This window comes from Sporosarcina sp. FSL K6-1508 (genome assembly GCF_038007465.1).
GTDB lineage: Bacteria > Bacillota > Bacilli > Bacillales_A > Planococcaceae > Sporosarcina > Sporosarcina psychrophila_B.
In genome coordinates this window covers 2,670,099-2,692,625 of sequence record NZ_JBBOXF010000001.1, presented here as the reverse complement: position 1 = coordinate 2,692,625, position 22,527 = coordinate 2,670,099, and the positions used below count along the sequence as shown (strand labels likewise).

Sequence of the window (22,527 nt, the reverse complement as noted above, 5' to 3'; positions counted from 1 at the left end):
ATTTCCCCCTTCCGTCAATCCATCGTATGAACGGACGCCCGTCTGTGTGACGCTCATTTTGAACGTGATGTCCTCTCTTGCCATGTATATGCGAAAGTGGGTAATTTATTCTAAAGAAAAGGGAATGCGGATTTTCCTCATTAAAAAACCATCACTGTCATTTTGAATGACGTGATGGTAGTTCATTATATGTAAAATAAGAACCGAATGAACGAGCAGTACAATTAAGCGCGGTGAGTTCTTCTAGCGCACCTTTCATCATGGGATGTTCATCCGATTCCATGACATCGATAATGAAGAAATAATTTCCTAGACCTGTTTTCAAGGGTCTTGATTCAATTTTACTCAAATTGAGTCGACGCCATGCAAAAACGGATAAAACCTGATGCAATACACCTGAACGATCATCTTCTGGTAGCTTTACCATTAATGTCGTTTTCAGTTTTGCGGAATGACCAGTTATTTTTAAACTTTCTTTTCGCAGAGACAAAACGACGAACCGTGTATGGTTAAAATGAAAATCGTGAATATTCTCTTCTGCGATATGTAAACCATATTTTTCAGCCGCCAACTTGTTTCCGATCGCCGCAATCTTCACATCTGGGTTTTCAGAAATGTATTTAGCAGCAGCCGCCGTGGAAGTTGTCTGGATAAGCGGGACACGGCGGTAATGGTACTGCAAATATTTATGGCACTGGGCAAGCGCATGGGGATGAGAATTGATGGATTCAATTTCAGCCATAAAAGGTTCTTGTTTTTTATTGACCATAAGATGCTGTTCGATCGGGATTGAGATTTCAGCATTGATGAACAAATCCGTTCCGTGAAACAGGTAATCGATGGTCATCGGTACGGAACCTTCTAATGCATTTTCGAGGGGGACAATTGCATAGGCAACACGCCCTTCAACAACAGCTTCAATACAATCGGGTATCGTAGGTTGGGGTATCAATCCCGAAGTTCCAAAAAGAGTACTTGCTGCAACATGCGTAAATGATGCCTCTGGTCCCAAATAAGCGATAGTAGGCGTATACTTTCCGTTTCCCATACTAAAATCCTCCCGTCAGAGTGCACCTGAACTGATTAAGACAACTGAATCGACAAAGTCAGGTGCTTTCAACCGTTGCAGGAACTCTTCCATTTTTATGATCATTTCTGTCACGTCAAGTGAGAGTGTAATATTCGCTCGTGCCTGAACAGGAATCGTCTGGTGAATTGTCAAGACATTACATTTCGACTCTGAGATAATCTGCAACAACGTCGCAAGTGATCCTTTACGATCTTCAAGCTGAATGAAAATCGTAAGGATACGCTCGCGCGCAATTGATTCGAACGGATAAACAGTATCACGGTACTTATAAAATGCACTACGGGATAGTCCTACCCTTTTCGTGGCATCTTGTATCGTTGATTCCTCTCCGCTGGCCAAAAGCCTTTTCGCTTCTAACATTTTCAGCATCGATTCTGTCAGTACGTCTTCCCTTACAAGATAAAACTGACCTTCCCCCAACTGTTTCATAGGATATCCCCCTTTCGTGCGTCCCTTTTGTAATCGTTTTTAGTAATTCATCCCGACTAATTAATCTACAAATTCAAATTCGAAATCAAGAAGGCGTACTGTGTCGCCGTCTTTCGCGCCACGTTTACGGAGCTCATCATCTACACCCATGCCACGTAATTGTCTTGAGAACTTACGTACTGATTGGTCAAAGTTGAAATCGGTCATTTTGAACAGACGCTCAATTGTATAGCCCGATAACACGAATGCCCCGTCATCTTCACGTGTAACCTCAAACTCTGCTGCTTGTCCTTCATATTTGTACATAACTGAGTTCTCTTTATCTTCGTCCTCTATTTCATGCATTGGGAATTCCGGTGTCGTTTCCAGTAAATCCGCAACCGCATGAAGCAGTTCGTCCAGCCCTGTTCTTGTAAGTGCTGAAATCGGGAAGATGAGTGCATTACTGTCATTCAGTTTTTCCTTGAATGCTTTGAGATTCTCTTCTGATTCAGGCATGTCCATTTTATTCGCAACAATGATTTGCGGACGTTCTGTCAAACGCAAGTTGTATTGTTCTAATTCTTCATTGATTGTAAGGTAGTCTTCAAATGGTTCGCGTCCTTCAAGTCCTGACATATCAATTACATGGATGATTACGCGCGTCCGTTCGATATGGCGCAAGAACTGATGCCCAAGACCAATGCCTTCGTGCGCACCTTCAATCAATCCCGGAAGGTCTGCTAAGACAAAGCCGCGATGATCTTCAGTTTCAACCATTCCTAGATTCGGAACAAGTGTCGTAAAATGATAATCCGCAATTTTCGGTTTTGCTGCAGAAACAACAGATAACAGTGTCGATTTACCAACACTCGGGAAACCGACAAGACCTGCATCCGCAAGCACTTTCAATTCCAAGTTGATTTCTTTATCAACACCTGGTTCACCTTTTTCCGATAGTTCAGGTGCGGGGTTTGACGGTGTCGCAAATCTGCTATTACCACGCCCTCCACGGCCGCCTTTAGCGATGATAGCCGTCTGACCATGCTCAACAAGGTCGGCGATGATTGTACCGTCTTCCGCATCTGTCACAATCGTACCTGGTGGCACTTTGACAACTATATCAGTTGCATTTTTGCCGTGCATATTTTTACTGCCGCCATGCTCACCGCGCGGGGCCTTAAAGTGACGCTGATAACGAAAGTCCATCAATGTCCGCAGGCCTTCATCTACGATAAAAACAACGTTCGCACCTTTTCCACCGTCACCGCCAGCAGGACCACCGTACGCGATATACTTTTCACGTCGGAACGCAACCATACCGTCCCCGCCGTCTCCACCTTTTACAAAAATCTTTACCTGATCGACAAACATCTATTTTCCTCCTATCGTCCACTGATTGTGAACGTCCATTGATTTTGTGAAATTTTCTCTTTGATCGTATAGTTTCCAGTTGCTTCTGGTGCCGGAAGTCTATTTTCCATCTGACCATGCACAGTAATTGTAATCGACCAGCTTGTGGCTGATGCCTGTACGTCGATTTGTGTCTCATATTCGGAGGTCGGATCAAGTGTTTTTTCCGCTTCACTGAACAAACGCTCTAAATAAGTTACCACTTCCGTATCATCGGCTTCTCTGATTCCAGACGTAATCGTGCATGTCATCGTTTTCGAAAATGCGCTATAAAGCCAGTCAAACGTAGTAAGCCATGTCTCGACAGCCAGAAGTCCCAGCCTTTCTAACATTGCTATTTCGCGCATACGATTAGTCGTATCCAAAATCTTTTGTTTAGCTTCCGGTAGTTTATCGAGATCGATGTAAAGCAAGACTAATTGAAGCTCATTTAAAAAATCATGTCTTGCAAATTTCAGCGCTTCTGCTGTAGTAAGTTTATTGTTCCCCATTCCCATTCACCGCCAACAATTTTCATGTATACAGTATAGCATCTATATGCCTTTCTTCGCTATTAGAGGAAAATAAAGAAAGCGCAGGTCGCCTATCTGAAGGAACGCAACTTAAGATTGCCGCGTCCTGTAGCAAGTAGAAAAGTTGAGATCTAATCTTTCACCACTAAAGCGGCTCGAGGGGGCAGGCGCTTGGGGTCTATACGTGAGTTCTCTTAGTGATAACTTATCCACAATGTGAGATTTTTTGAAAGGCGAAGAAAGACATGACCTCTTTAGATGTTTAAAAAAGAAAAAAGGACTGCACATTCGTATGCAGTCCTTTCTGTCTTACGTATATTATGCTTCCTGAACTTCAGGGTATACGCTAACTTTCTTTTTGTCACGACCAAAACGTTCGAAACGAACGACGCCGTCAACTTTTGCAAAAAGAGTATCGTCACCACCGAGACCGACGTTTTCACCTGGGTGAATTTTCGTTCCGCGCTGACGATAAAGGATTGAGCCGCCAGTAACAAACTGTCCGTCCGCGCGTTTTGCGCCAAGACGTTTCGAGTGAGAGTCACGACCGTTCCTTGTAGAACCTACCCCTTTTTTCGATGCGAAAAACTGGAGATCTAAACGTAGCATGTATGCCACCTCCTACTATTTAAGGATAATTTTTATATGTTGCCCATAATCATTTTCAATCGTCTGCAATGAAACAATCATCGCCTTCACAATCAACTGTGTATCGTGATCGTTTTCTTCGGTTTCCGGAAAACTAACTTTCAAGTAACCACCGTCAGATCCTTGTTGAATCTCAGGTGTCTTGCCCGTTAATGCGATGATGGCATTGACAGCACCAAATGATACTGCAGATGCACCTGCACAGACTAAGTCTTTTCCATGTTCCGCGAAATCGGCGTGGCCCGTCATCTCAAAAGAGTTGATCCGACCGGAAGATTGCTTCTTGATGATGATTTTGATCATGCCGGCTTACAGGTTGATACCGTCAATGACGATTTTCGTGTATGGCTGACGATGACCTTGTTTTTTGTGGTAGTTCTTTTTCGGCTTGTATTTGAAAACTGTGATTTTTTTAGCACGGCCCTGTTTAACAACAGTTCCTGTTACTGTAGCACCTTCCACGAATGGAACGCCTACTTTCACGTCTTCTCCACCTACGAATAGAACTTTGTCGAAAGTGACGACTTCGTCAGCTTCACCAGCTACTTTTTCAATGTAGATTTCCTGGCCTTTTTCAACTTTGATCTGTTTTCCACCAGTTTGAATAATTGCGTACATACTTGCACCTCCTCTTATAAATACAGACTCGCCTTCCAAGGTGATCCGTACGGATACTTGTACCTTATCAGTGCGGTTGTAGCACGGGTGCTACAAACATTAACAGTTGAATATTACCACGTATATTTAGTTACGTCAATCTATTTAATTTTCTTTCTGCAAATGCTTTTTCATATTTTTGAAATCGAAAGGCGGAGATATTTTGAAGCAGAAGGAAAATCGCTAGAAGAATGTAGGGCAATGTGTTGGGTAAACCAGATGATAACAGGATAATTCCCGCGGATAAAAACAAGATGGAATGGAGTAAAAAAAGCGATCGTGTACGATAAATCGAACCCTCCGTCTCGAGTAGCGCACAAATGGCCTGTCCACCATCGAGCGGAAGAATGGGCAGTAGGTTAAGGACTAACAATGCGACTTGAATCCGGATGACTTGATCGTCACCCGGGAAGGATACCAGCGTCGCAACCAAAAGTACAAGAAGTGTCGCCACTGGCCCTCCCAGCGCAACTAGAAAACGATCTTTTTTCGGTGCTTGATGACGATTCCATATAACAATTTCTCCCCCATACGGCATAATCGTACAAGATCGTATGCGCATTCCGGTAAGATATGCCGTAATAAGATGACCTGCCTCATGGATAAGAAGCGAAATAAAAATAAGTGCATACATCGAAATACTCCCCGTAACAATTAGAAACAAAAAAAGTGGCAAGAGAACAGGATGAAGCCTAAATTTCATTGTTCCCCGCCCGATAGATAAGTCGGCAACAGCGAGGCATCCATCTTCACCCCGTCTTGCTTCACCTTTAGATAGATTGCCCCCTCATCCATGAGTGCCAGCGTGTCCCCTTTTTTCACGGCAGTATACGGCAGTTTGTAAACTGTTCCAACGTACCCATACGTCACTTCATCCCCGCTATCATATAATACCGTGATGGTCTTCCCTGATTCGCGGGTGAAACCTGTAAAAATGACGAGCCCATTCTCTTGCGCATCAATTGGCAATGGTTGCGTATAAGATACAATCACGCCTTCTTTATATGGCTGCATTGATTCATACGCTGAAAAGGGATCTTCCTGATGTGGATCTGCCATAACAGCAACTTTGTCGGCTCCGGGATCTTTAATCATCGTTGCCACCCATTTTTTCATCACCATAAAGTCCTTCCCGGAAGTGACATACTGCGTAACAGGCTCTCGAATTACACCTGCATCCTCTAGCTTCGCTACGCCAATCACTCCGAGTGTCAACACAATTGCTACTATCCACTTTGTTTTCCACTTCAACCGGTCACACCACCCGTTTTTTTTAGTATATGACGGATGCAGCGGGAATATTATGGGCGTTGGTCTAGATTTTATAAAATTAGATTAAAAAGGTTCGGTTACTGCGTGAACTTCGAAAAAGTATAGAGATCTTGACGCACATATTGCAACTTCCTAATTCTAATTTTAACTCCTCAGCTCCACGATATACCAGTTATACACGTATACTTCAATAAAACCCTCGGCACAAAAAACTTGTGTCGAGGGTCGTAGGGTTATTTCACAAATATTGATTTAAGTTTACCGAAGAATCCTGGTTTGCCCGTGTCGAGTGACATGAGCGGAACTGATTCGCCGAGGATACGGCGTGCAATGTTTCGGTAACCGATCGCCGCAGGGTTCGATGGATCCATGACGACGGGTTCCCCTTTGTTCGATGAGGTAATAACATTCTCGTCGTCGAGGATGATGCCGAGCAAGTCAATTGACAAGTGTGTCGTAATATCGTTGACGTCAAGTGCATCTCCGTTATTCATGAGGTGCCGCTTAATACGGTTGATAATTAGTTTCGGCGGATCAATTTCTTCCTGTTCGAGCAGTCCGATAATCCGGTCCGCGTCACGAACTGCCGAAATTTCAGGTGTTGTGACAACAATAGCACGATCCGCACCAGCAATGGCATTTTTGAAACCTTGTTCAATACCAGCAGGACAATCTATCAATATATAGTCATAATCCCTTTTCAATTCGGTAATCAATGTTTTCATCTGTTCAGGATTAATTGCGTTTTTGTCAGTAGTTTGAGCAGCCGGCAGTAAAAAGAGTCCATTCTCAAATCGTTTATCTTTAACAAGCGCTTGTTGAACTTTACAGCGACCTTCAATGACATCCACCAAATCGTAGATGATACGGTTTTCAAGGCCGAGAATGACGTCGAGGTTGCGGAGACCGATATCGGTATCAATAAGACACACTTTTTTACCCTGGAGAGCCAATGCGGTCCCAAGATTTGCGGATGTCGTCGTTTTGCCGACTCCACCTTTACCAGATGTTATTACAATTGCTTCTCCCACACTAGCTTCCTCCTTTAAATGATGACAGGCCAGGCCGAAGAATCCGGAGTTCCTGCAGACGATTGATGGCGATGAAACCATTGGGGTGCAAATAAGCACATTCCATTTCAGGCTGTTCCGACAAAATCGTCAACTCATCCGTCATCGTTTCCATTTTGTCCGCGATTATGAGATGTGTTGCTTCAAGCCATGACGCAGCGATGACAGCCTTCGTATTGCCATTCGAGCCTGCGTGAGCAATCCCTTTCAGCCTACCAAGTATATAAATGCTGCCGGCAGCGACAACCCGGCCATTGGGATTCACATCACCAACGACTACAAGATCCCCTTCCGCCTTTACTACCTGACCTGATCGAACGATGCCGACATAGGTTTCGGATTGATTTTCAAGCACTTTTCTATTACATTCTTCCATTGTGATAACATCACTTTGGATTTTTGATACACGCAAATTCGGTGAATCATGAATCGTATTCATAATTTCCCGCAATTCTTCTTCATTACAATAGCGGCTGCCCGTATGAACCTGCACTTCGGCAAGCCCTTCCAAGCCGTCTTCCTCCACTTTTCTGCGGAGTTCGGCAACCATGTCCGAATAGGCGCATTTGTCGTCAAGACGAAGAACAAGACCATCCTTCGTCCCTTTTATCGTTACATATTGCTGTTTCGTCATTTGCGTCACCCCGCATTTTCTTTTACAAAGTTTCGCTTTGTCGCTCTACTACTCTTTTATAAATAAGAGTTTTGAAAAACCAACCGAACATACCAACAAAAATAGAATTGGCAATTATCGTTGGTATCAGCCTGCCTGTGATAAATTCATCGAGTCCAATTGATGTCAATGAAACAAGGCTGGCGAAAAAGTATGATAATACTTCTAGCACACTAATCAGGATCAGCGCTAGGAACATCACCGTGACAATATGGCGATGAACTTGGCGAATAATTAAGGTTGCAATAAAGCAGATCAAGGGATAGAGAAATGCATATAATCCAATAATATCAATATGAAACATATCATACAAGAGTCCAAGGCCGATTCCGTAAATGATTGCACGTTGGCGACTGTAATAGACTGCTATAAAGATAAGGTACACGATGACAAACCTCGGAACAAGCGTATAACTACTACCCTCAATATCAATTGGTGAAAAAAGACTGAACACAGGCTCTAGGAAAAACAATAACACGGCAATAAGAGGGATGATGAACCGGATCATGATCCATCCTCCCCCTCAGTTTCTGAAGTATTGTCTCCGTCTGTCCCTTTATCATAAATAGTCGATGAGCGCTTTGCAATGATGACATGATCCAGTAACGAAAAATCTGCCGCTGGACGGATATAGGCCAACTTTGTCAGTCCATAGTCGTCTGTCGATACTTCTGTTACTTCTCCAATCAGAATTCCTTTTGGAAAAATACCGCCAAGTCCTGAGGAAATAACTTTTTGACCCACTTTAACTTCAAAGCTTGAATCGATTCGCTTCATGATAAGTTCGCTGCGTTTCCGGTCGTATCCTTCGATGAGTCCGAAGGCTTCTCCACCTGAAATGACTGCAGCGACACGAAAATTACGGTTTTCGGTCGACAATAGTTCCACCGTTGAAGTGAATTTATTGACAAGTACAATTTTCCCAATCAGACCATTCGCTGTAATGACCGCCATATTTTCCTTGATACCGTGCACTTTACCTTTATCAATGATGATTTTTTCTTCCCACTGATCAGGGTTACGAGAGATGACCGTGGCTTGTAACGGTTCGTACACACGTAAATCATCCTCTTTGCCGATGATTTCAAGTAGACGTTTGTTTTCTGCTTTAACATCCGCCAGTTCGGCTTGTCCAGAGGCGTATTCACTTAATCTAACTTTTAAATGTTTATTTTCTTCGTATGTATTCAAAATCCCATCAATATTCCCAATGACGTTCGTTATGTAGTGCGCCGGCTTCGAGAAAAGGGATTGCCCGAAGCCGACGACGTCTTTCACAACTTGTTCTGGAAGGGAGGCATTCTGCCGGTCTTTGAGGGAGAATGAAATTAAAGCCACAAGGACGATAACGCCCACAAGCAGTAATATCAAACGTTTATTTGAAAAAAATCGCGGCATTGCCCTTATCCTCCCTCACTTATCTACCTTGCATTTTTTTAATCAGTTCAAAATTATCTAATGCTTTACCAGTACCGATAGCAACACAATCTAGTGGATCTTCTGCTATGAAAACAGGCATTTGTGTTTCATCGGAAATGACTTTATCAAGATTCTGAAGCAACGCACCACCACCTGTTAGAACAATTCCTCGTTCCATGACATCCGATGATAATTCCGGAGGTGTTGTTTCAAGCGTCTTTTTCACGCCATCAATGATTTGTGAAATCGATTCCCGCAATGCTTCTGCTATTTCATCTGAAGAGATTTCAATTGTTTTCGGCAGGCCAGTTAGAAGATCGCGCCCACGGATTTCCATCTTCTCCGTCTTGCCAATTACTTTGGCAGAACCGATTTCAATTTTAATAGCTTCCGCCGTTCGTTCACCGATGGTCAAGTTGTACATTTTACGGATATAGCTAATAATCGCGCCATCCATCGTGTCACCGCCGACACGGATTGATTCACTCGTTACGATTCCGCCAAGTGAAATGACTGCGACTTCTGTCGTTCCGCCACCAATATCGACGACCATACTACCAGTAGGTTCCCAAACAGGTAGATTTGCTCCGATTGCAGCCGCAAAAGGTTCTTCGATTGTAAATGCTTCTTTTGCTCCAGCTTGGCGTGAAGCATCAATAACCGCGCGCTGTTCAACTGAAGTAATTCCATAAGGCACACAAATCAAGACGTTCGGCTTTTTCCATGCCCCGCCTGATGCTTTCGTTGCTTCTTTCATGTAATGTTCAATCATAGCTGTTGTAATTTCAAAGTCAGCAATGACGCCATCTTTCATTGGGCGTGTTGCCACAATAGATCCAGGTGTACGACCAATCATATTTCTCGCAGCGCTACCGACTGCAACAATTTCACCCGTATGTGTATTTTTCGCTACTACTGAAGGCTCTCTGAGGACAATGCCTTTTCCTTTAATGAAAACTAATGTATTTGCTGTGCCGAGGTCAATCCCGACATCTCTTGATCCAAATCCAAACAAATGTGTTCTTCCTTTCTCCTTAACCGTTAATTACGGCATTCATGAAATCATACACCATAGTATAACGGAAAGGAGAACAAATTCACAGTGTCACATATACCCTGATTGATTTTTCATGCCATTCGAAGGATTATTTCAGAATAAAGTCACATATATCCCTTCTCTTTTAAACTTAAAAATTGATGGTCGCCGATGATAACATGATCGAGAACTTCGATCCCCATAATTGAACCAGCTTCTATAAGTCTCTTGGTTACTTCAACATCTTCAGGAGACGGTGAGGGCTGATATCAATAGTAAAGTGGGAGAAATATTATGAAAGCAATCTCTTGGCTTTGACTACATGTCTTCAGAGTTAGCATAACTAAATTATAAAATTACCTTTTTTATGAAAGAATTAGTCAAAAAAGATAAGAAAAACTGTTTAACTTTATGGGGGCACTTCAAATGAGTGGTCGCCTTTTTATTTCGTTTACCCCTGTAAATTTAGTTTTCGGTGGGGATCATGTCGTTTTGCCTTTATTAGAACAGGAACTTGTACCAACTGGATGGATAAACGAAGTCTGGTCGTTCGCTGTAAAGATACTTCGCACTAGGAATTGTTGATTAACTAATTAATTTAGGTATTAACGATAGAAAACTACATTTCTGTATTTTTAACTTAAAATGATTTGTAAATCAAAAGAACTGGAGGTATAATTCGATTATACATATTCAAACATTTGAATATGTATAATCGAATTTGTCAAAGGAGGAAAATTGATTGTGGACAGATATACAACAATTTAAAGCTGATTTTTTTAAAGCCTTGGCACATCCACTAAGAATACGGATTCTTGAATTACTGTCAGAAGGAGAAAAGAGCGTTACAGAAATTCAAAGCACTCTTAATAGTGAAGGTTCCGCAGTTTCCCAACAACTAAGTGTATTACGCTCTAAAAATATTGTAGTTGGTATCAAAAATGGTAAACGAGTTGTTTATTCACTTCGCGACCCATCCATTATAAAACTTTTAATAGTTACACGAGAAATCTTCAATAATCATTTAATTGATACCCTTTCTATGTTAGAAGAATTAGATGAAGAAGATACACTTTCTAAATCATAGAATCGGAGTAATCAATGGAAATTTAAATAGATATAACTCCCTAAACAATCAATAATATACAATCAATTTACTATTTTAATCATTCATAGAAAAAGAAGGGGTATAATGAAAAGCTTTTTTACAGGAAGATTTGATGACTATTCAATACGGCATTTCCAAAAAGATCTTCTTTCAGGCGTTATTGTAGGGGTAATTGCTATACCATTAGCTATGGCATTTGCTATTGCATCAGGTGTGAAACCAGAATACGGGATTTACACAGCATGTATTGCTGGTATCTTAATTTCTTTATTTGGTGGATCGAAATATCAAATTGGAGGACCTACTGGTGCTTTCGTACCTATTCTTTTTGGGATTGTCATAGCTTATGGATATACAGATTTATTACTTGCTGGTTTTTTAGCCGGTATTATCTTGTGTTTAATGGCGATTTTTAAAATAGGTTCTTTGATTAAATTCATCCCTCGTCCTGTCACAATTGGTTTTACTTCAGGGATTGCCATTATTATTTTCACAGGGCAAATTGAAAATTTCTTTGGACTGACAGGGCTTGAAAAACATGAGAAGTTCATTGACAACATGAAGGAAATTATCTTTCATATTGATACAATGAATTTTTATAGTATAGGAATTGCCATATTGTGTCTTTTCGTCATTTTACTCACACCGAAATTATTGCCGAAAGTTCCTGGATCACTAATTGGTTTAATCGTAACAACAATAATAGCAACAGTATTCTTTTCAGGCAATATTTCAACTATAGGCTCCACCTTTGGAGAAATTCCAAGCCAACTCCCTCATTTTCGCTTTCCCGATATAACATGGGAAAGAATACAGCGTTTAATAGTACCTGCATTTGTAATTGCTATATTGGGAGGAATTGAATCTCTCTTATCCGCTGTAGTAGCAGATGGGATGACGAATAGTAAACACAATAGTAATCGTGAATTAATGGGCCAAGGAATTGCAAATATCATTACTCCTTTATTTGGAGGAATTCCAGCTACAGGTGCAATTGCACGAACAGCGACAAATATTAAATCTGGTGCTACTTCTCCTATGTCAGGGATTATTCATGGGATTTTTGTTTTATTAACCCTCTTAATATTAGCACCCTATGCTTCACTTATTCCGTTAGCTAGTATGGCGCCTGTTTTAATGATAGTGGCTTGGAATATGAGTGAAAGAAAACAGTTTCTTCATGTGTTGAAAATGAAAAGTGGCGATTCTCTTATTTTATTGGTTACATTTCTTTTAACTGTCTTCACCAGTATTACGATAGCAGTTATGGTTGGTCTCATCTTAGCTGTCGTTTTATTCGCAAAACGCATGAGTAATATGTTGGTTGTTTCCAAAGTGTTACCAGACCACACTCATAAGAATGAAATTGTTCAATCCCATGTAGTTAACGAAGCTCATAACTGCCCACAAATTAGCATTTATACAATTGAAGGGCCACTTTTTTTTGGTGCTGCACAAGTGTTTGAACAACGCATAATGGATACAATTCATTATGAACCTACTGTCTTGATTTTACGTATGGGGAAAGTACCGTTCATCGATTCGACAGGTGAAGCGAATTTGAAGAATATTGTCAATTATTATAAAAAACAAGGTGGAATTCTTGTGCTTTCAGGTATAGTTGATGATTTGAAAAAGTCATTGAAAAAGTCTGGTCTTTATGATGAAATTGGTGAAAAGTATATATTTAGTCGTACAGGCGAAGCCATTGACTATTCCATCTCAGAAATTAACCATAATAAATGTTTAGGATGTAAGCATTTCGCTTTTCATGAATGCAATCAACTTTCACATACAGGAAATCTCGATAAAAAGGAGTCTAAATTACTAGAAATATAAAAAATAAAAGATAACTAAAAAGGATGGATATAAAATGGGACTAAACAACGCACTCAAATTACATTTTAATATAACACCTAGTCAACTAATAAAAATCGCTATCAAGCGTAAAGAGGTTCAACTTTCTTCTGGTGGCGCGATAGTAGCGAAAACAGGTAAATATACAGGCCGTTCACCTAAAGATAAATTTATTGTTAAAGAACTTGCCTCTGAACTTGCAATTGATTGGAAAACAAATCAACAAATGACGTCAGCAAATTTTGATCTTCTTTTAAAGGATGTTTCTAATTATCTAGAAGAAAAAGAACTATTTGTATTTGATGGGTTCGCTGGAGCCGATCAAGCATATCGTCTACCTATTCGAATCATTAACGAGTATGCTTGGCATAATTTATTTGCTCATCAATTATTTATTCGTCCAACAAAAGAAGAGTTAGCTGTACACAAAGAAGATTTCACTGTAATCTGCGTTCCTAATTTTGAAGCTACACCTTCCATTCATGGAACAAATTCCGAAACTTTTATTGTGATTAATTTCGATAAAAAAATCGTATTGATTGGAGGAACACAGTACGCAGGAGAGATTAAAAAATCGATTTTTACTATAATGAATTATCTTTTACCAATTAATGATGTTCTTTCTATGCATTGTTCTGCAAATAAAGGATTAAATGAAGATGTTGCTTTATTTTTTGGTTTATCAGGTACGGGAAAGACCACTCTCTCAGCAGATGCTAATCGTATGTTAATTGGTGATGATGAACATGGTTGGTCAGACAAAGGTGTATTTAATATTGAAGGTGGTTGTTACGCAAAATGCATCAACTTATCAGAGGAAAAAGAACCAGAAATATTTCGCGCGATTACTTATGGATCTGTTTTAGAAAATGTCATAATCGATCCTCATACACATTTGGCAGATTATAATGATTGTAGTTTAACAGAAAACACACGAGCAGCTTATCCGATCCATAACATTCCGCATGCTCTTAATCCGAGTACGGCAGGACATCCAAATGTTATTTTCTTTTTAACAGCAGATGCGTTCGGTGTTTTACCACCCATTTCTAAATTATCAAAAGAACATGCCATGTATTATTTTCTTTCAGGTTATACCAGTAAATTAGCTGGAACTGAAAGGGGCATAACAGAACCAGAAGCAACATTTTCAACCTGTTTTGGTGCACCATTCTTGCCATTATCACCTAGAGTTTATGCTGAAATGCTTCGAGAGAAAATTCGGAAACATGACGTGGATGTTTATTTAATTAATACAGGTTGGTCAGGAGGCCCTTATGGAATAGGCGAACGTATTTCCCTTTCCCATACTCGAGCGATGGTTACAGCAGCTATTGAAGGTCAATTAGCACATACAGAATTTGAAATGGAACGGAGTTTTGGTCTTAACATACCTAAAAGTTGTCCTAATGTACCATCTGAAATTCTTAACCCCCGCAATACATGGAAAGATAAAGAGGCTTATGATATCCAAGCAACAAAATTAACAAATCTATTTCGGGAAAATTTCGAGAAGTTTTTATAAAAATCATAAAATAAAGGGTAAGTGGAGAAAAACGAGTCGTTTTTCTCCACTTACTTTTGTATATTTTGATTTTTCCCCAAGGGAATGTTATCTATCCAGTAACATTAGCTGTAGTCTAACCATAGAAGATCTTCGGGAATGCCTTGCTCCATATTTAACAGAGTGCTTTTCTTGTTTTAATTTGCAATGTACTATTTTATCTTATTCAACAAGACCTCTAAAACAACTTGCCATGTAATTTTTGAACTTGATCCCTTAATTGTTTGTTTTCTTCTTCTAGTGCCTTTATTCGGATTTTTAATGTCTTAATTAAACTATCTTCTGAACGAAGGTTTTTACTCTGTTTACGGGGAACTAATTCACTTATTTGCATCCCTCTTAATGTCTCTATTCTAGTTCTAATGTCTTTTTGTTTGTACAGCCATGACTTTGAAACACTTGCTTTTTGTGCAACGGAATTAAAATTAATCTTCTCTTTTTTCAGTGCCATCTCTGAAATTGTCTTTTCAACCCTAATTCTTGTCTTCTCCGACTTTTCTTTGGATAGTTGAATTATGGCAGTTGTGTTACTCTTTCTAGTCATCTTAATTCGTCTCCTTTAACGAATGAATAATTTGCTCTAATCTATTTTTAACACGTTCGTTAGTTTCAACCTGACGCTGCCATTGGTTCTGTTTAGCCCTATTTAATATTTCTTTAGTTCGGTCTAAGTGCTCTTCATGTTCATTTAGAAATTGTTTACTTGTACAGAAGTTCGTACAATCTAAACAAGCATTTGCGTGAGGACACGGTCCCGCAATTACTGGTAAACGACAATAGCCATTAGGAAGTGCTTGTGCATTGATATTTTTTTTAAACCATTGAAGATCTGTATTGTCAGCTTCAGTATTTTCTTCGGTTAAATCCAGAATGCTACCGCTATTCGTCACCAAAGTTTCCTTAAACTTTATGAACTCTTTCTTTAGAGTTTCATCAAAAATATGGGCATATCTTGCAGTCATTTCTGGTGATTCATGCCCTAAGAATTTTTGAACAATATGCTGTGGCACTCCGTTGTTTATCATTCTAGTGCCAACTGTATGCCGAAAGGCATGAGCATGAAATCGGAAAATCTCTCCTTTATTATCCGTTATCTTTTCTTCATAAGCTAATTTATTTAATTTAACTCTAAAGGTATCTTGCTTCAATGGAGAACCATCTTTCCGTGGAAATACATATACACATCCATCGTCAAGTTCATAAGCCACTCTTTGCTCTTGAACCAATATCAATGCAGCAATTTCTTTAGAAATAGGAATGGTATGTTCTTTCTTCATTTTCCACTGATAATACTTTAAAAAGCAATCCCCTTCTTTATCTGTTATGACACTCCCTTTTTTCAATGTACAAAGTTCACCGATACGCATTCCGCATTCTTGAAGTACCATAACCATTGCAGCCATATAAGGTTCCAATTTATCCAATTTAACATTTAATTGTTCAAGGACATGTTCATCTATATAACGTGGTTGTGCCTTCGGCACTTTAGGATAATCTTCTCGAAAGATAAGGATTTGGGAAGGCGAATCCTTCCAATCAAACCTTTGAAGTGTAGAGAAAAAAACTTCTAAAGTAGATATTCGTCCAGTCGCAGTACTAGGTTTTAAACCTTTTAAATTAATTTCATTTAAATATTGCTCAACTTCATTCCTAGTTAATTGATGAATCCTTCGTATGCCTTCACAATTTGTATTTATAAAATTAAAAAACTCTCTTAATTTTGACGCCATATCAACTACATGGGAAAAGCTACGTGTATTTAACATTAACTTACAATATCGCTTGACGATTTCTTTAAAATAATCATTTTCAAAACCCTTGAAATTGATTGTATATTCGTAGGACGTTGGATTTATCTTATCTTCCGGCAATGAAAGTTTTCTTAGATCCCAAACATCTTTATCCCATTCTTCACCATCAAAATAGAAATCCTCATAGAACTCCATAAACTGTTTTAAATTAGTAACGTAGTAGGAGTTCGCTTGCACAGAAATTTTATTTTGATTTATATCAAGCTTGTAATTTTTAGTCGTAGATTTTATTCCTTGTTCTACTAAGTAAGTTCGGTATTCCGTCAAAGCTTTTACTATAGGTACTTCAGTTATAGAGGTAATATCGGGATATTTTAAATTTAAAAACCCCAACATTCGACTTATCACTGTTCCTTTTCTAATCCAAACAGTTTTTGCACTCCAAGTTCCATTATTTAAGAGAACATAATAAAAGTATTTTAATTCTGTTTTTAACCAGATGTTTTCTACTTTATCAAAATTTACCCAACGATTTCTTAACGAAGGATTCTTACTTAACTCTATCGCACTAGGATGTGGGCAAATTCTTATATCCCATCTATCTGCTGCCCAAAACCCTTGTAAGACACTAGTCATATCCGCTATTTTTTTATTAATCTCTGTGTTAGTGACGAGCTTTCGATTTGTTGCAACGCTTGGAAATTTCATTTTTTATGTTTCTCTCCCTTGGAGATACGCTTTATATTCATTTTTCATATCTTGATCAGAAAGATGAACGTATGTATCAAGTGTTGTTTGTACATGTGCATGACCTAACCTTTTTTGTACGTAAGCAGCATCCCATCCACTTCTAATGAGTTCTGTGGCATGCGTATGACGCAACATATGGGCAGTGAAGGTAATCCCTGTCCGTTTCACCAATCGCCTTATAAGATCTAATACACTTTGATATTTTAGAGGTTTCCCAAAATAAGATTCTTTGAGATTTATAAATATATAATCATGCTCCAAATCTTCCCCATATTCATGAACTAAATAATCGGTGTATAAAGCCATTAATTCCTTGCTAACATCGATTGTTCGTTCTTTTCTAAGCTTAATATAAGCCCCATTTTCGTTGTGATCTCTTGGCATGATATTAATCTGATTATCCCAAGTAGAAATATCTTCGATACGAAGGGATAATACCTCTCCTACCCGAAGTCCTCCTTCATACATAAGCATAATAAGTAACTTATCCCTTTTTGTATGACACGCATCGATTATTGCTTTAACTTGTTCGTGTTCTAATACTTGTACAAGTTTCTTTTTGACCCTAAGCTTTAAAATATTTTTTTGATAAGATTTACCTTTAGAAATATGGTGAAGAAACCCCTTGAAATTTCTTCCCCTCGCTTCTTTAGTCATATCTATAGCTTTAAAATCTCCTGTACGATTTAAATACTCTAAGAAACTAGTTACAGCATTAAGTATGGCATTAACAGATGTTTCTTCTCTTTTAGCCTTCTTTGGTTGTAAATCTATTACCTTTACCTCCCCCGTTGGATTTCTTAACCATCCCACAAAGTTTGACATTTCCTCGAATTTCAAATCTTCTAATCTAATTCCTCTTTGGCTCATAAATTCATAAAACAGCTTGAGATGATAACAATATGTTTTAATCGTATTTGGCGCTTTCCCCGTATTATCCAAGTACTTTATATATCTCTTAACCGGTTCTACCACTTCAAAATTTTTGTCTAATAGTATGTATAATGGATATGATTTTTCCTCAACAACTACTTTTTGAACTTTCATTTCTCCACCACCTTTAAATACCTTAACTCCTATAAATAATACCTATATTTATTCATTAGTTAAAGTATTGAATTAAAAAAATCCTAAACTTTAAGTACTTAGAGTACTCTAGTTTAGGATACTATGTTTATAGGGTTACCGCTCGGATGGTTATGCGCGACAATAATGGACGCTGCAGATCGCTTTACTGCTTCACGAAAAATTTCGCGGGGATGGACTATACTTGAGTTCAAACTGCCGATAAAAATAGTTTGCTTGTGAAGAACTTCATTTTTAACATTTAAAAAAAGTGTTACGAAATGCTCTTGGTTAAGTGAAGCCATGTCCGTCATTAAATAGGCTGCCGCATCTTCCGGCGACCTTATCGTGTAACGCCCCTCCGAATGTTTTCGGTACATGCGTTTGCCGATTTCAGCAGCCGCAAGAAGTTGGACAGCCTTCGCTTTGCCAACCCCTTTAACCAACATCAGCTCTTCAATTGTAGCATCTTTTAAATCTTGAATTTTATCAAAAGAGGACAGAATCCGATTGGCAAGAACGAGAACTGATTCCTGTTTTGTCCCCGTGCGCAGTAATATCGCAATCAATTCTTGGTTGGATAAACTTTCTGCACCTTGCCTAATGAGACGCTCGCGCGGCCTGTCCGCTACATGTACATCCCGGATCATCATTTTAGGCTGAAGATCAATAGTCAATGAATGATACACCGTCTTTCAATCCTATAAAGGACAGCATCCGCATATGCTCCGTCAACTTTGCAATGGGCAAGCCCATGACATTGTAATAATCACCATCAATCTTTTCAACTAGCAATGCGCCAGCCGTTTGTATACCGTACCCACCGGCCTTGTCCATCGGATCGCCTGATTCTACATAGGCGTTAATCAAAGTAGAGTCAAGTTCTCTGAAAGTGACTTTAGTCTCCGCAGCGAATGTACTTAACATTCCATCCTTAAATACTCCGACGCCCGTAATAACAGTATGTGTTTCCCCAGAAAGTTCTCTCAAAAAACTTTTTGCTTGTTCTTTACTTTCAGGTTTTGAATAGAGCTTTCCCTTATGCACAACAATCGTATCTGCGCCGATCACGATAGAATCAAGCTCATCATTCGCTACAGCCTGCGTTTTCCTTGCAGCAAGTTTCCGGGCATAGCCTTGGTAGTCATTATTTTCCAGTTCCAGTTCTTCAGATACATTGCTCGGTACAACTGTAAATGGAAAGCCGAGCAGACTTAGAATTTCTTTCCTACGTGGAGATGCCGAAGCTAGAATAACTGGATTAGCAACTTTAAATTTCAATGTAAATTCCCCCTTTAGCCAATCATACTGGATAAAAGGTCATGTGAAAATTGTATTAAAACCACCAAAATTCTGATTTGATCCCTTTTCCACCCTCAAAACGTAATTTTGACACAATTCTCAGTATGTGAATAATGGGATAGAAGGTGCAATCTGACGATACGTAAATCCTTCGTAAATGCTGTAATGGCAGTTATATTCTTGTTAAATTCTTTTGTTTTCTCATCTTCTTTTCCTTCTTTTTTATCTTCATCCAAATAATTAATTTTAGCGATCTCTGTCTGAGTTAGAGCGTGGCGCAATTTCCCCGCGCCGATTGCCCCGCAAGCTGAAGTATCCACTATGATTGCTTTCCGATACGTACCTTCAGATTCACTAGAATCAATCTCCCCTTCCGTCAATCCGACAGCCGTCCAGACGAAATACGTATCGTTCGCCTGGATAACTGCTGCTTTCGCAAGAGCGGGATCTTCTGCAATGAATAAGGCCGCTGACTCCGATGAAGAGAATGCGCCATGCTGTTTAGCAAATAATTGTAATGGCTTTTCGGCAGGTTGCGCTGAATTTTCAACTGGCGCCGGACCTGCTGCAGGTAACTCTTTGCCACTAATAGTGGCACTCTCATCTTTCCCTTTTGTACCAACAAGTATTAGACCAATTACTGCGACAGCTGCGACGCCTATGAGAACACCGTGAAGCATCGCCATGAAGACTGTCACTTTCGAATAGCGTTTTCCGAATTTCACTGCTGACCACCCCGTTTTTTTATCCAGCTTTAGCGCCTGACCATAGCGCTTGCGCTTTTATAGTTAACGGTATCAGAATGAACATGAAAAAGAACAAGACGTATGTCGCCTTGCCCTAATAAACTTATCGACTTAACTAAACAGATTCCCATACCAACTGACAAAATCGGCACCCCAGAAATAAGCGATGACAGCTGCGCCCGCAATTGAAGGGCCGAACGGGATTGGTGTTTTCCGTCCTTGTCCAGTTTTTTTCAATATGATTAGCCCGGCGATAGAGCCGATAACGGCTGCTAAAAAAAGTGTCACGAGCGTATTCATCGTACCGAGCACGAGCCCGATAACGAAAAACAATTTAATGTCTCCACCGCCCATGCCCCCTTTCGACACAACAGCGATGAGAAAGAGTACTCCAAAGCCCACTGCCGCTCCGAGGAAGCTATCCCACCAAGGCTCAAGGGGAATGAACAACCGTAGACCAGCAAGCAATACAGCGAACGGGAGAAGCACTTTATCAGGAATGAGCATATAGGCGATATCTGAAACTGTAATGATGACAAGAAGCGACATAAACAAAATGGCAATGACCAGTTCTGAGCCGAAATCGAGTACATAAAAGGATAGTGCGAACAGAACACCAGTCACGAATTCTACGAGTGGATAAATGGGGCTAATTTTTGATCCGCATTTCCTGCACTTTCCTTTTAGAAAGAGGTAAGAAAAGACTGGAACAAGATCAAGGAACTCCAGTTTCCGATCACACGTCGTGCAATGGGAAGGCGGTGACACGATGGATTCCTTTTTTGGTATGCGTAAGCCAACGACGTTAAAGAATGAGCCAAAGACGATTCCGTAGATGAAGAATAGGATTGTTATTACAATCGTCATTTGCTATCCCCCTCTTCCCTCACATCATTATAAGGCGTCGGATCGATTTTTTCGCCGGGAGGCGGCGCATCAATTTTAGGCGCTTCATGCTGTAGTCCCACTAAATCTGGTCGATAAAATGCAGAAAATGCCACCGTCATTTCAAGCAACCCTTCAGTTAGTTCCTGATCGCGGACTTCCCCGGGTGCGTTGAAGTTGATTGAATCGATTATAAAAATTCGTTCCATCTTCTCAATTTCCTCAACAAATTTCTCAATTCCTATGTATGAATTAGATTGCAGAACAACTTCAGTCAATAGTTGGTTAACGTTTTCAATCATTTCAGGAGGGTTTTCTATGACGAATTCACCTTGAGAAAATGATACACCCCGAACGGTAGTACCTGATTTAATTTCCGCCTTACCGATTTGAAGCAGAACTGCATCTTCCAACGGATTCGTCGGCAATTTAAGCTGCAATGGCTGTGAACTGGCTGTGTCTGTTTGTCCTTTAGCAGCTAACTGTTTTCGGAGCGCAAACAACACGTCCCGTTCATTTGATGTTGACAGCTTTATTTGTTCATTCGCTTCTTTGGCAGGGGTATACACCAGGAAATATGAATAGGCGGCAAGTGTAAAGAATAACAAGATGGATAGAACGACAAGGGCAGTTTCTTTTTGGCGTTTTGTTAAATTAGTCACCCGACCCCACTCCTTCATCCGTGCTTGGTATTTCCGCATTTTCATCCATTTTTTCTGCGGTTCCCTCAGCCGAGATACGATTATCGACAAACTGAATTGAATAAACAGCTATGAACCGCGGCAAAACGGTTGTCGATTCCGCAGTTTCTTCGTCTGTTGAATCATCGATTGTCACAGAATCTAGATGGATTTCTGAAATGGAAGGTGACGCTTTTAGTCGAGTGGAATAATAGGCACTATCCGGCTTTGTATCAAATTGAACAGTAACCGTCGCTAAATTGGGACCTGTAAAATTAAAATTTTGAAAGAATCCGCGTTCCGGTAATAAAGTTATAAGTTCGTTCAATAAAGGGACTGTATCAAACTGATACTCTTCCGCCCACCCCACAGTTGCAGCGAGCACTTTTTTCTCGTCGCCCGATTCTGATTGCTGAAGTTCAGAACGGATTTCTTCTTGGGTTGCCTGCAGCGAAACAAGTTGATTTTCCAGCGTTTTCGTTTCATTTGCAAGATTGTTCGAAAGCGTCAATGAAATAAGCCATACAAGAACAGCGGCACCAATAATAGCCAGCGCACCGACAAGAAGCTGGGATCGCTCCCTCTCTCTTTCAGGCAATAGATTTATATCAACTAACATAG

At 39.9% G+C, this 22,527-nt stretch carries 26 protein-coding genes, 2 pseudogenes and 1 other annotated feature; of the genes and pseudogenes, 4 read left to right on the top strand and 24 right to left on the bottom strand.

Annotated features, from left to right (window positions below; genetic code table 11):
• Positions 1-157: 157 nt before the first annotated feature.
• The 15 genes and pseudogenes from pheA to MKZ11_RS13300 form a co-directional block, all read right to left on the bottom strand.
• On the bottom strand, positions 158-1,048 hold the full coding sequence (gene pheA, locus MKZ11_RS13370; RefSeq protein ID WP_340794903.1) for a prephenate dehydratase: 891 nt from the start codon (positions 1,046-1,048) through the stop codon (positions 158-160).
• A 15-nt stretch (positions 1,049-1,063) separates the two neighbouring features.
• Positions 1,064-1,519: an ACT domain-containing protein gene (locus MKZ11_RS13365; RefSeq protein WP_340794902.1), complete on the bottom strand. Its 456-nt coding sequence runs from the start codon at positions 1,517-1,519 to the stop codon at positions 1,064-1,066.
• A 60-nt stretch (positions 1,520-1,579) separates the two neighbouring features.
• On the bottom strand, positions 1,580-2,872 hold the full coding sequence (gene obgE, locus MKZ11_RS13360) for a GTPase ObgE (RefSeq protein WP_340794901.1): 1,293 nt from the start codon (positions 2,870-2,872) through the stop codon (positions 1,580-1,582).
• An 11-nt stretch (positions 2,873-2,883) separates the two neighbouring features.
• On the bottom strand, positions 2,884-3,402 hold the full coding sequence (locus MKZ11_RS13355; protein WP_340794900.1) for a Spo0B domain-containing protein: 519 nt from the start codon (positions 3,400-3,402) through the stop codon (positions 2,884-2,886).
• A 339-nt stretch (positions 3,403-3,741) separates the two neighbouring features.
• The gene (gene rpmA, locus MKZ11_RS13350; protein ID WP_067208159.1) at positions 3,742-4,032 is read right to left on the bottom strand and encodes a 50S ribosomal protein L27; all 291 of its coding nucleotides are present in this window, start codon (positions 4,030-4,032) and stop codon (positions 3,742-3,744) included.
• A 15-nt stretch (positions 4,033-4,047) separates the two neighbouring features.
• Positions 4,048-4,374 carry a ribosomal-processing cysteine protease Prp gene (locus MKZ11_RS13345; protein WP_340794899.1) on the bottom strand — a complete coding sequence of 109 codons (327 nt, stop codon included), beginning with the start codon at positions 4,372-4,374 and terminating at the stop codon, positions 4,048-4,050.
• Positions 4,375-4,380: 6 nt separating this feature from the next.
• On the bottom strand, positions 4,381-4,689 hold the full coding sequence (rplU, locus tag MKZ11_RS13340) for a 50S ribosomal protein L21 (RefSeq protein WP_179392077.1): 309 nt from the start codon (positions 4,687-4,689) through the stop codon (positions 4,381-4,383).
• A gap of 14 nt (positions 4,690-4,703) precedes the next feature.
• Positions 4,704-4,777: a sequence feature (ribosomal protein L21 leader region), on the bottom strand.
• Between the two features lie 42 nt (positions 4,778-4,819).
• Positions 4,820-5,431 carry a site-2 protease family protein gene (locus tag MKZ11_RS13335; protein ID WP_340794898.1) on the bottom strand — a complete coding sequence of 204 codons (612 nt, stop codon included), beginning with the start codon at positions 5,429-5,431 and terminating at the stop codon, positions 4,820-4,822.
• Complete coding sequence (locus tag MKZ11_RS13330) at positions 5,428-5,979, bottom strand: hypothetical protein (RefSeq protein ID WP_340794897.1); 552 nt, start codon at positions 5,977-5,979, stop codon at positions 5,428-5,430. The genes MKZ11_RS13335 and MKZ11_RS13330 overlap by 4 nt, the downstream gene beginning before the upstream one ends.
• 254 nt (positions 5,980-6,233) lie before the next feature.
• Positions 6,234-7,031, bottom strand: coding sequence for a septum site-determining protein MinD (minD, locus tag MKZ11_RS13325; protein WP_340794896.1), 798 nt, complete (start codon positions 7,029-7,031; stop codon positions 6,234-6,236).
• A 1-nt stretch (position 7,032) separates the two neighbouring features.
• Positions 7,033-7,704, bottom strand: coding sequence for a septum site-determining protein MinC (gene minC, locus MKZ11_RS13320; RefSeq protein ID WP_340794895.1), 672 nt, complete (start codon positions 7,702-7,704; stop codon positions 7,033-7,035).
• A gap of 22 nt (positions 7,705-7,726) precedes the next feature.
• The gene (gene mreD, locus MKZ11_RS13315; RefSeq protein ID WP_340794894.1) at positions 7,727-8,251 is read right to left on the bottom strand and encodes a rod shape-determining protein MreD; all 525 of its coding nucleotides are present in this window, start codon (positions 8,249-8,251) and stop codon (positions 7,727-7,729) included.
• Positions 8,248-9,141, bottom strand: a complete 894-nt coding sequence (mreC, locus tag MKZ11_RS13310) for a rod shape-determining protein MreC (protein ID WP_340794893.1) — start codon at positions 9,139-9,141, stop codon at positions 8,248-8,250. The genes mreD and mreC overlap by 4 nt, the downstream gene beginning before the upstream one ends.
• A 19-nt stretch (positions 9,142-9,160) precedes the next feature.
• Positions 9,161-10,177, bottom strand: coding sequence for a rod shape-determining protein (locus tag MKZ11_RS13305; RefSeq protein ID WP_340794892.1), 1,017 nt, complete (start codon positions 10,175-10,177; stop codon positions 9,161-9,163).
• A 146-nt stretch (positions 10,178-10,323) separates the two neighbouring features.
• Positions 10,324-10,461 (bottom strand): annotated as a pseudogene (locus tag MKZ11_RS13300) (JAB domain-containing protein); the annotation flags it as partial.
• A gap of 163 nt (positions 10,462-10,624) precedes the next feature.
• Here MKZ11_RS13300 and MKZ11_RS13295 point away from each other — a divergent pair.
• The 4 genes from MKZ11_RS13295 (at position 10,625) to pckA (ending at position 14,688) form a co-directional block, all read left to right on the top strand.
• On the top strand, positions 10,625-10,783 hold the full coding sequence (locus tag MKZ11_RS13295; protein WP_340764609.1) for a hypothetical protein: 159 nt from the start codon (positions 10,625-10,627) through the stop codon (positions 10,781-10,783).
• A 157-nt stretch (positions 10,784-10,940) separates the two neighbouring features.
• Entirely contained in the window at positions 10,941-11,285 is a 345-nt protein-coding gene (locus MKZ11_RS13290) for an ArsR/SmtB family transcription factor (RefSeq protein WP_340758911.1), read from the top strand.
• A gap of 105 nt (positions 11,286-11,390) precedes the next feature.
• Positions 11,391-13,145 carry a SulP family inorganic anion transporter gene (locus MKZ11_RS13285; RefSeq protein ID WP_340758912.1) on the top strand — a complete coding sequence of 585 codons (1,755 nt, stop codon included), beginning with the start codon at positions 11,391-11,393 and terminating at the stop codon, positions 13,143-13,145.
• Between the two features lie 34 nt (positions 13,146-13,179).
• Positions 13,180-14,688 carry a phosphoenolpyruvate carboxykinase (ATP) gene (gene pckA / locus MKZ11_RS13280; RefSeq protein WP_340758913.1) on the top strand — a complete coding sequence of 503 codons (1,509 nt, stop codon included), beginning with the start codon at positions 13,180-13,182 and terminating at the stop codon, positions 14,686-14,688.
• A 217-nt stretch (positions 14,689-14,905) separates the two neighbouring features.
• Here pckA and MKZ11_RS13275 read toward each other — a convergent pair whose 3' ends face one another.
• From MKZ11_RS13275 to MKZ11_RS13235, 9 genes and pseudogenes are all read right to left on the bottom strand, one after another.
• Entirely contained in the window at positions 14,906-15,271 is a 366-nt protein-coding gene (locus tag MKZ11_RS13275; protein WP_340758914.1) for a DUF6262 family protein, read from the bottom strand.
• Position 15,272: 1 nt separating this feature from the next.
• Positions 15,273-17,186 carry a tyrosine-type recombinase/integrase gene (locus MKZ11_RS13270; RefSeq protein ID WP_340758915.1) on the bottom strand — a complete coding sequence of 638 codons (1,914 nt, stop codon included), beginning with the start codon at positions 17,184-17,186 and terminating at the stop codon, positions 15,273-15,275.
• A gap of 3 nt (positions 17,187-17,189) precedes the next feature.
• The gene (locus tag MKZ11_RS13265; protein ID WP_340758916.1) at positions 17,190-18,275 is read right to left on the bottom strand and encodes a tyrosine-type recombinase/integrase; all 1,086 of its coding nucleotides are present in this window, start codon (positions 18,273-18,275) and stop codon (positions 17,190-17,192) included.
• Between the two features lie 131 nt (positions 18,276-18,406).
• A pseudogene (radC, locus tag MKZ11_RS13260) lies at positions 18,407-18,943 on the bottom strand (RadC family protein); the annotation flags it as partial.
• 16 nt (positions 18,944-18,959) lie between these two features.
• Positions 18,960-19,574, bottom strand: a complete 615-nt coding sequence (locus MKZ11_RS13255) for a Maf family protein (protein ID WP_340794891.1) — start codon at positions 19,572-19,574, stop codon at positions 18,960-18,962.
• Between the two features lie 95 nt (positions 19,575-19,669).
• Positions 19,670-20,320, bottom strand: a complete 651-nt coding sequence (locus MKZ11_RS13250) for a hypothetical protein (RefSeq protein WP_340794890.1) — start codon at positions 20,318-20,320, stop codon at positions 19,670-19,672.
• A gap of 132 nt (positions 20,321-20,452) precedes the next feature.
• The gene (locus MKZ11_RS13245) at positions 20,453-21,208 is read right to left on the bottom strand and encodes a prepilin peptidase (RefSeq protein WP_340794889.1); all 756 of its coding nucleotides are present in this window, start codon (positions 21,206-21,208) and stop codon (positions 20,453-20,455) included.
• Positions 21,205-21,888: a hypothetical protein gene (locus tag MKZ11_RS13240; RefSeq protein WP_340794888.1), complete on the bottom strand. Its 684-nt coding sequence runs from the start codon at positions 21,886-21,888 to the stop codon at positions 21,205-21,207. Before MKZ11_RS13240 ends, MKZ11_RS13245 begins: the two co-directional genes overlap by 4 nt.
• Positions 21,881-22,525, bottom strand: a complete 645-nt coding sequence (locus MKZ11_RS13235) for a PilN domain-containing protein (protein WP_340794887.1) — start codon at positions 22,523-22,525, stop codon at positions 21,881-21,883. Before MKZ11_RS13235 ends, MKZ11_RS13240 begins: the two co-directional genes overlap by 8 nt.
• Positions 22,526-22,527 lie beyond the last annotated feature (2 nt).

What these genes read in the sequence shown, in the direction of transcription:
- pheA (WP_340794903.1), bottom strand. Translation starts at nt 1,048, where the DNA reads ATGGGAAACGGAAAGTATACGCCTACTATCGCTTATTTGGGACCAGAG.
- MKZ11_RS13365 (WP_340794902.1), bottom strand. Translation starts at nt 1,519, where the DNA reads ATGAAACAGTTGGGGGAAGGTCAGTTTTATCTTGTAAGGGAAGACGTA.
- obgE (WP_340794901.1), bottom strand. Translation starts at nt 2,872, where the DNA reads ATGTTTGTCGATCAGGTAAAGATTTTTGTAAAAGGTGGAGACGGCGGG.
- MKZ11_RS13355 (WP_340794900.1), bottom strand. Translation starts at nt 3,402, where the DNA reads ATGGGGAACAATAAACTTACTACAGCAGAAGCGCTGAAATTTGCAAGA.
- rpmA (WP_067208159.1), bottom strand. Translation starts at nt 4,032, where the DNA reads ATGCTACGTTTAGATCTCCAGTTTTTCGCATCGAAAAAAGGGGTAGGT.
- MKZ11_RS13345 (WP_340794899.1), bottom strand. Translation starts at nt 4,374, where the DNA reads ATGATCAAAATCATCATCAAGAAGCAATCTTCCGGTCGGATCAACTCT.
- rplU (WP_179392077.1), bottom strand. Translation starts at nt 4,689, where the DNA reads ATGTACGCAATTATTCAAACTGGTGGAAAACAGATCAAAGTTGAAAAA.
- MKZ11_RS13335 (WP_340794898.1), bottom strand. Translation starts at nt 5,431, where the DNA reads ATGAAATTTAGGCTTCATCCTGTTCTCTTGCCACTTTTTTTGTTTCTA.
- minC (WP_340794895.1), bottom strand. Translation starts at nt 7,704, where the DNA reads ATGACGAAACAGCAATATGTAACGATAAAAGGGACGAAGGATGGTCTT.
- mreD (WP_340794894.1), bottom strand. Translation starts at nt 8,251, where the DNA reads ATGATCCGGTTCATCATCCCTCTTATTGCCGTGTTATTGTTTTTCCTA.
- mreC (WP_340794893.1), bottom strand. Translation starts at nt 9,141, where the DNA reads ATGCCGCGATTTTTTTCAAATAAACGTTTGATATTACTGCTTGTGGGC.
- MKZ11_RS13295 (WP_340764609.1), top strand. Translation starts at nt 10,625, where the DNA reads ATGAGTGGTCGCCTTTTTATTTCGTTTACCCCTGTAAATTTAGTTTTC.
- MKZ11_RS13285 (WP_340758912.1), top strand. Translation starts at nt 11,391, where the DNA reads ATGAAAAGCTTTTTTACAGGAAGATTTGATGACTATTCAATACGGCAT.
- pckA (WP_340758913.1), top strand. Translation starts at nt 13,180, where the DNA reads ATGGGACTAAACAACGCACTCAAATTACATTTTAATATAACACCTAGT.
- MKZ11_RS13275 (WP_340758914.1), bottom strand. Translation starts at nt 15,271, where the DNA reads ATGACTAGAAAGAGTAACACAACTGCCATAATTCAACTATCCAAAGAA.
- MKZ11_RS13270 (WP_340758915.1), bottom strand. Translation starts at nt 17,186, where the DNA reads ATGAAATTTCCAAGCGTTGCAACAAATCGAAAGCTCGTCACTAACACA.
- MKZ11_RS13265 (WP_340758916.1), bottom strand. Translation starts at nt 18,275, where the DNA reads ATGAAAGTTCAAAAAGTAGTTGTTGAGGAAAAATCATATCCATTATAC.
- MKZ11_RS13245 (WP_340794889.1), bottom strand. Translation starts at nt 21,208, where the DNA reads ATGACGATTGTAATAACAATCCTATTCTTCATCTACGGAATCGTCTTT.
- MKZ11_RS13235 (WP_340794887.1), bottom strand. Translation starts at nt 22,525, where the DNA reads ATGTTAGTTGATATAAATCTATTGCCTGAAAGAGAGAGGGAGCGATCC.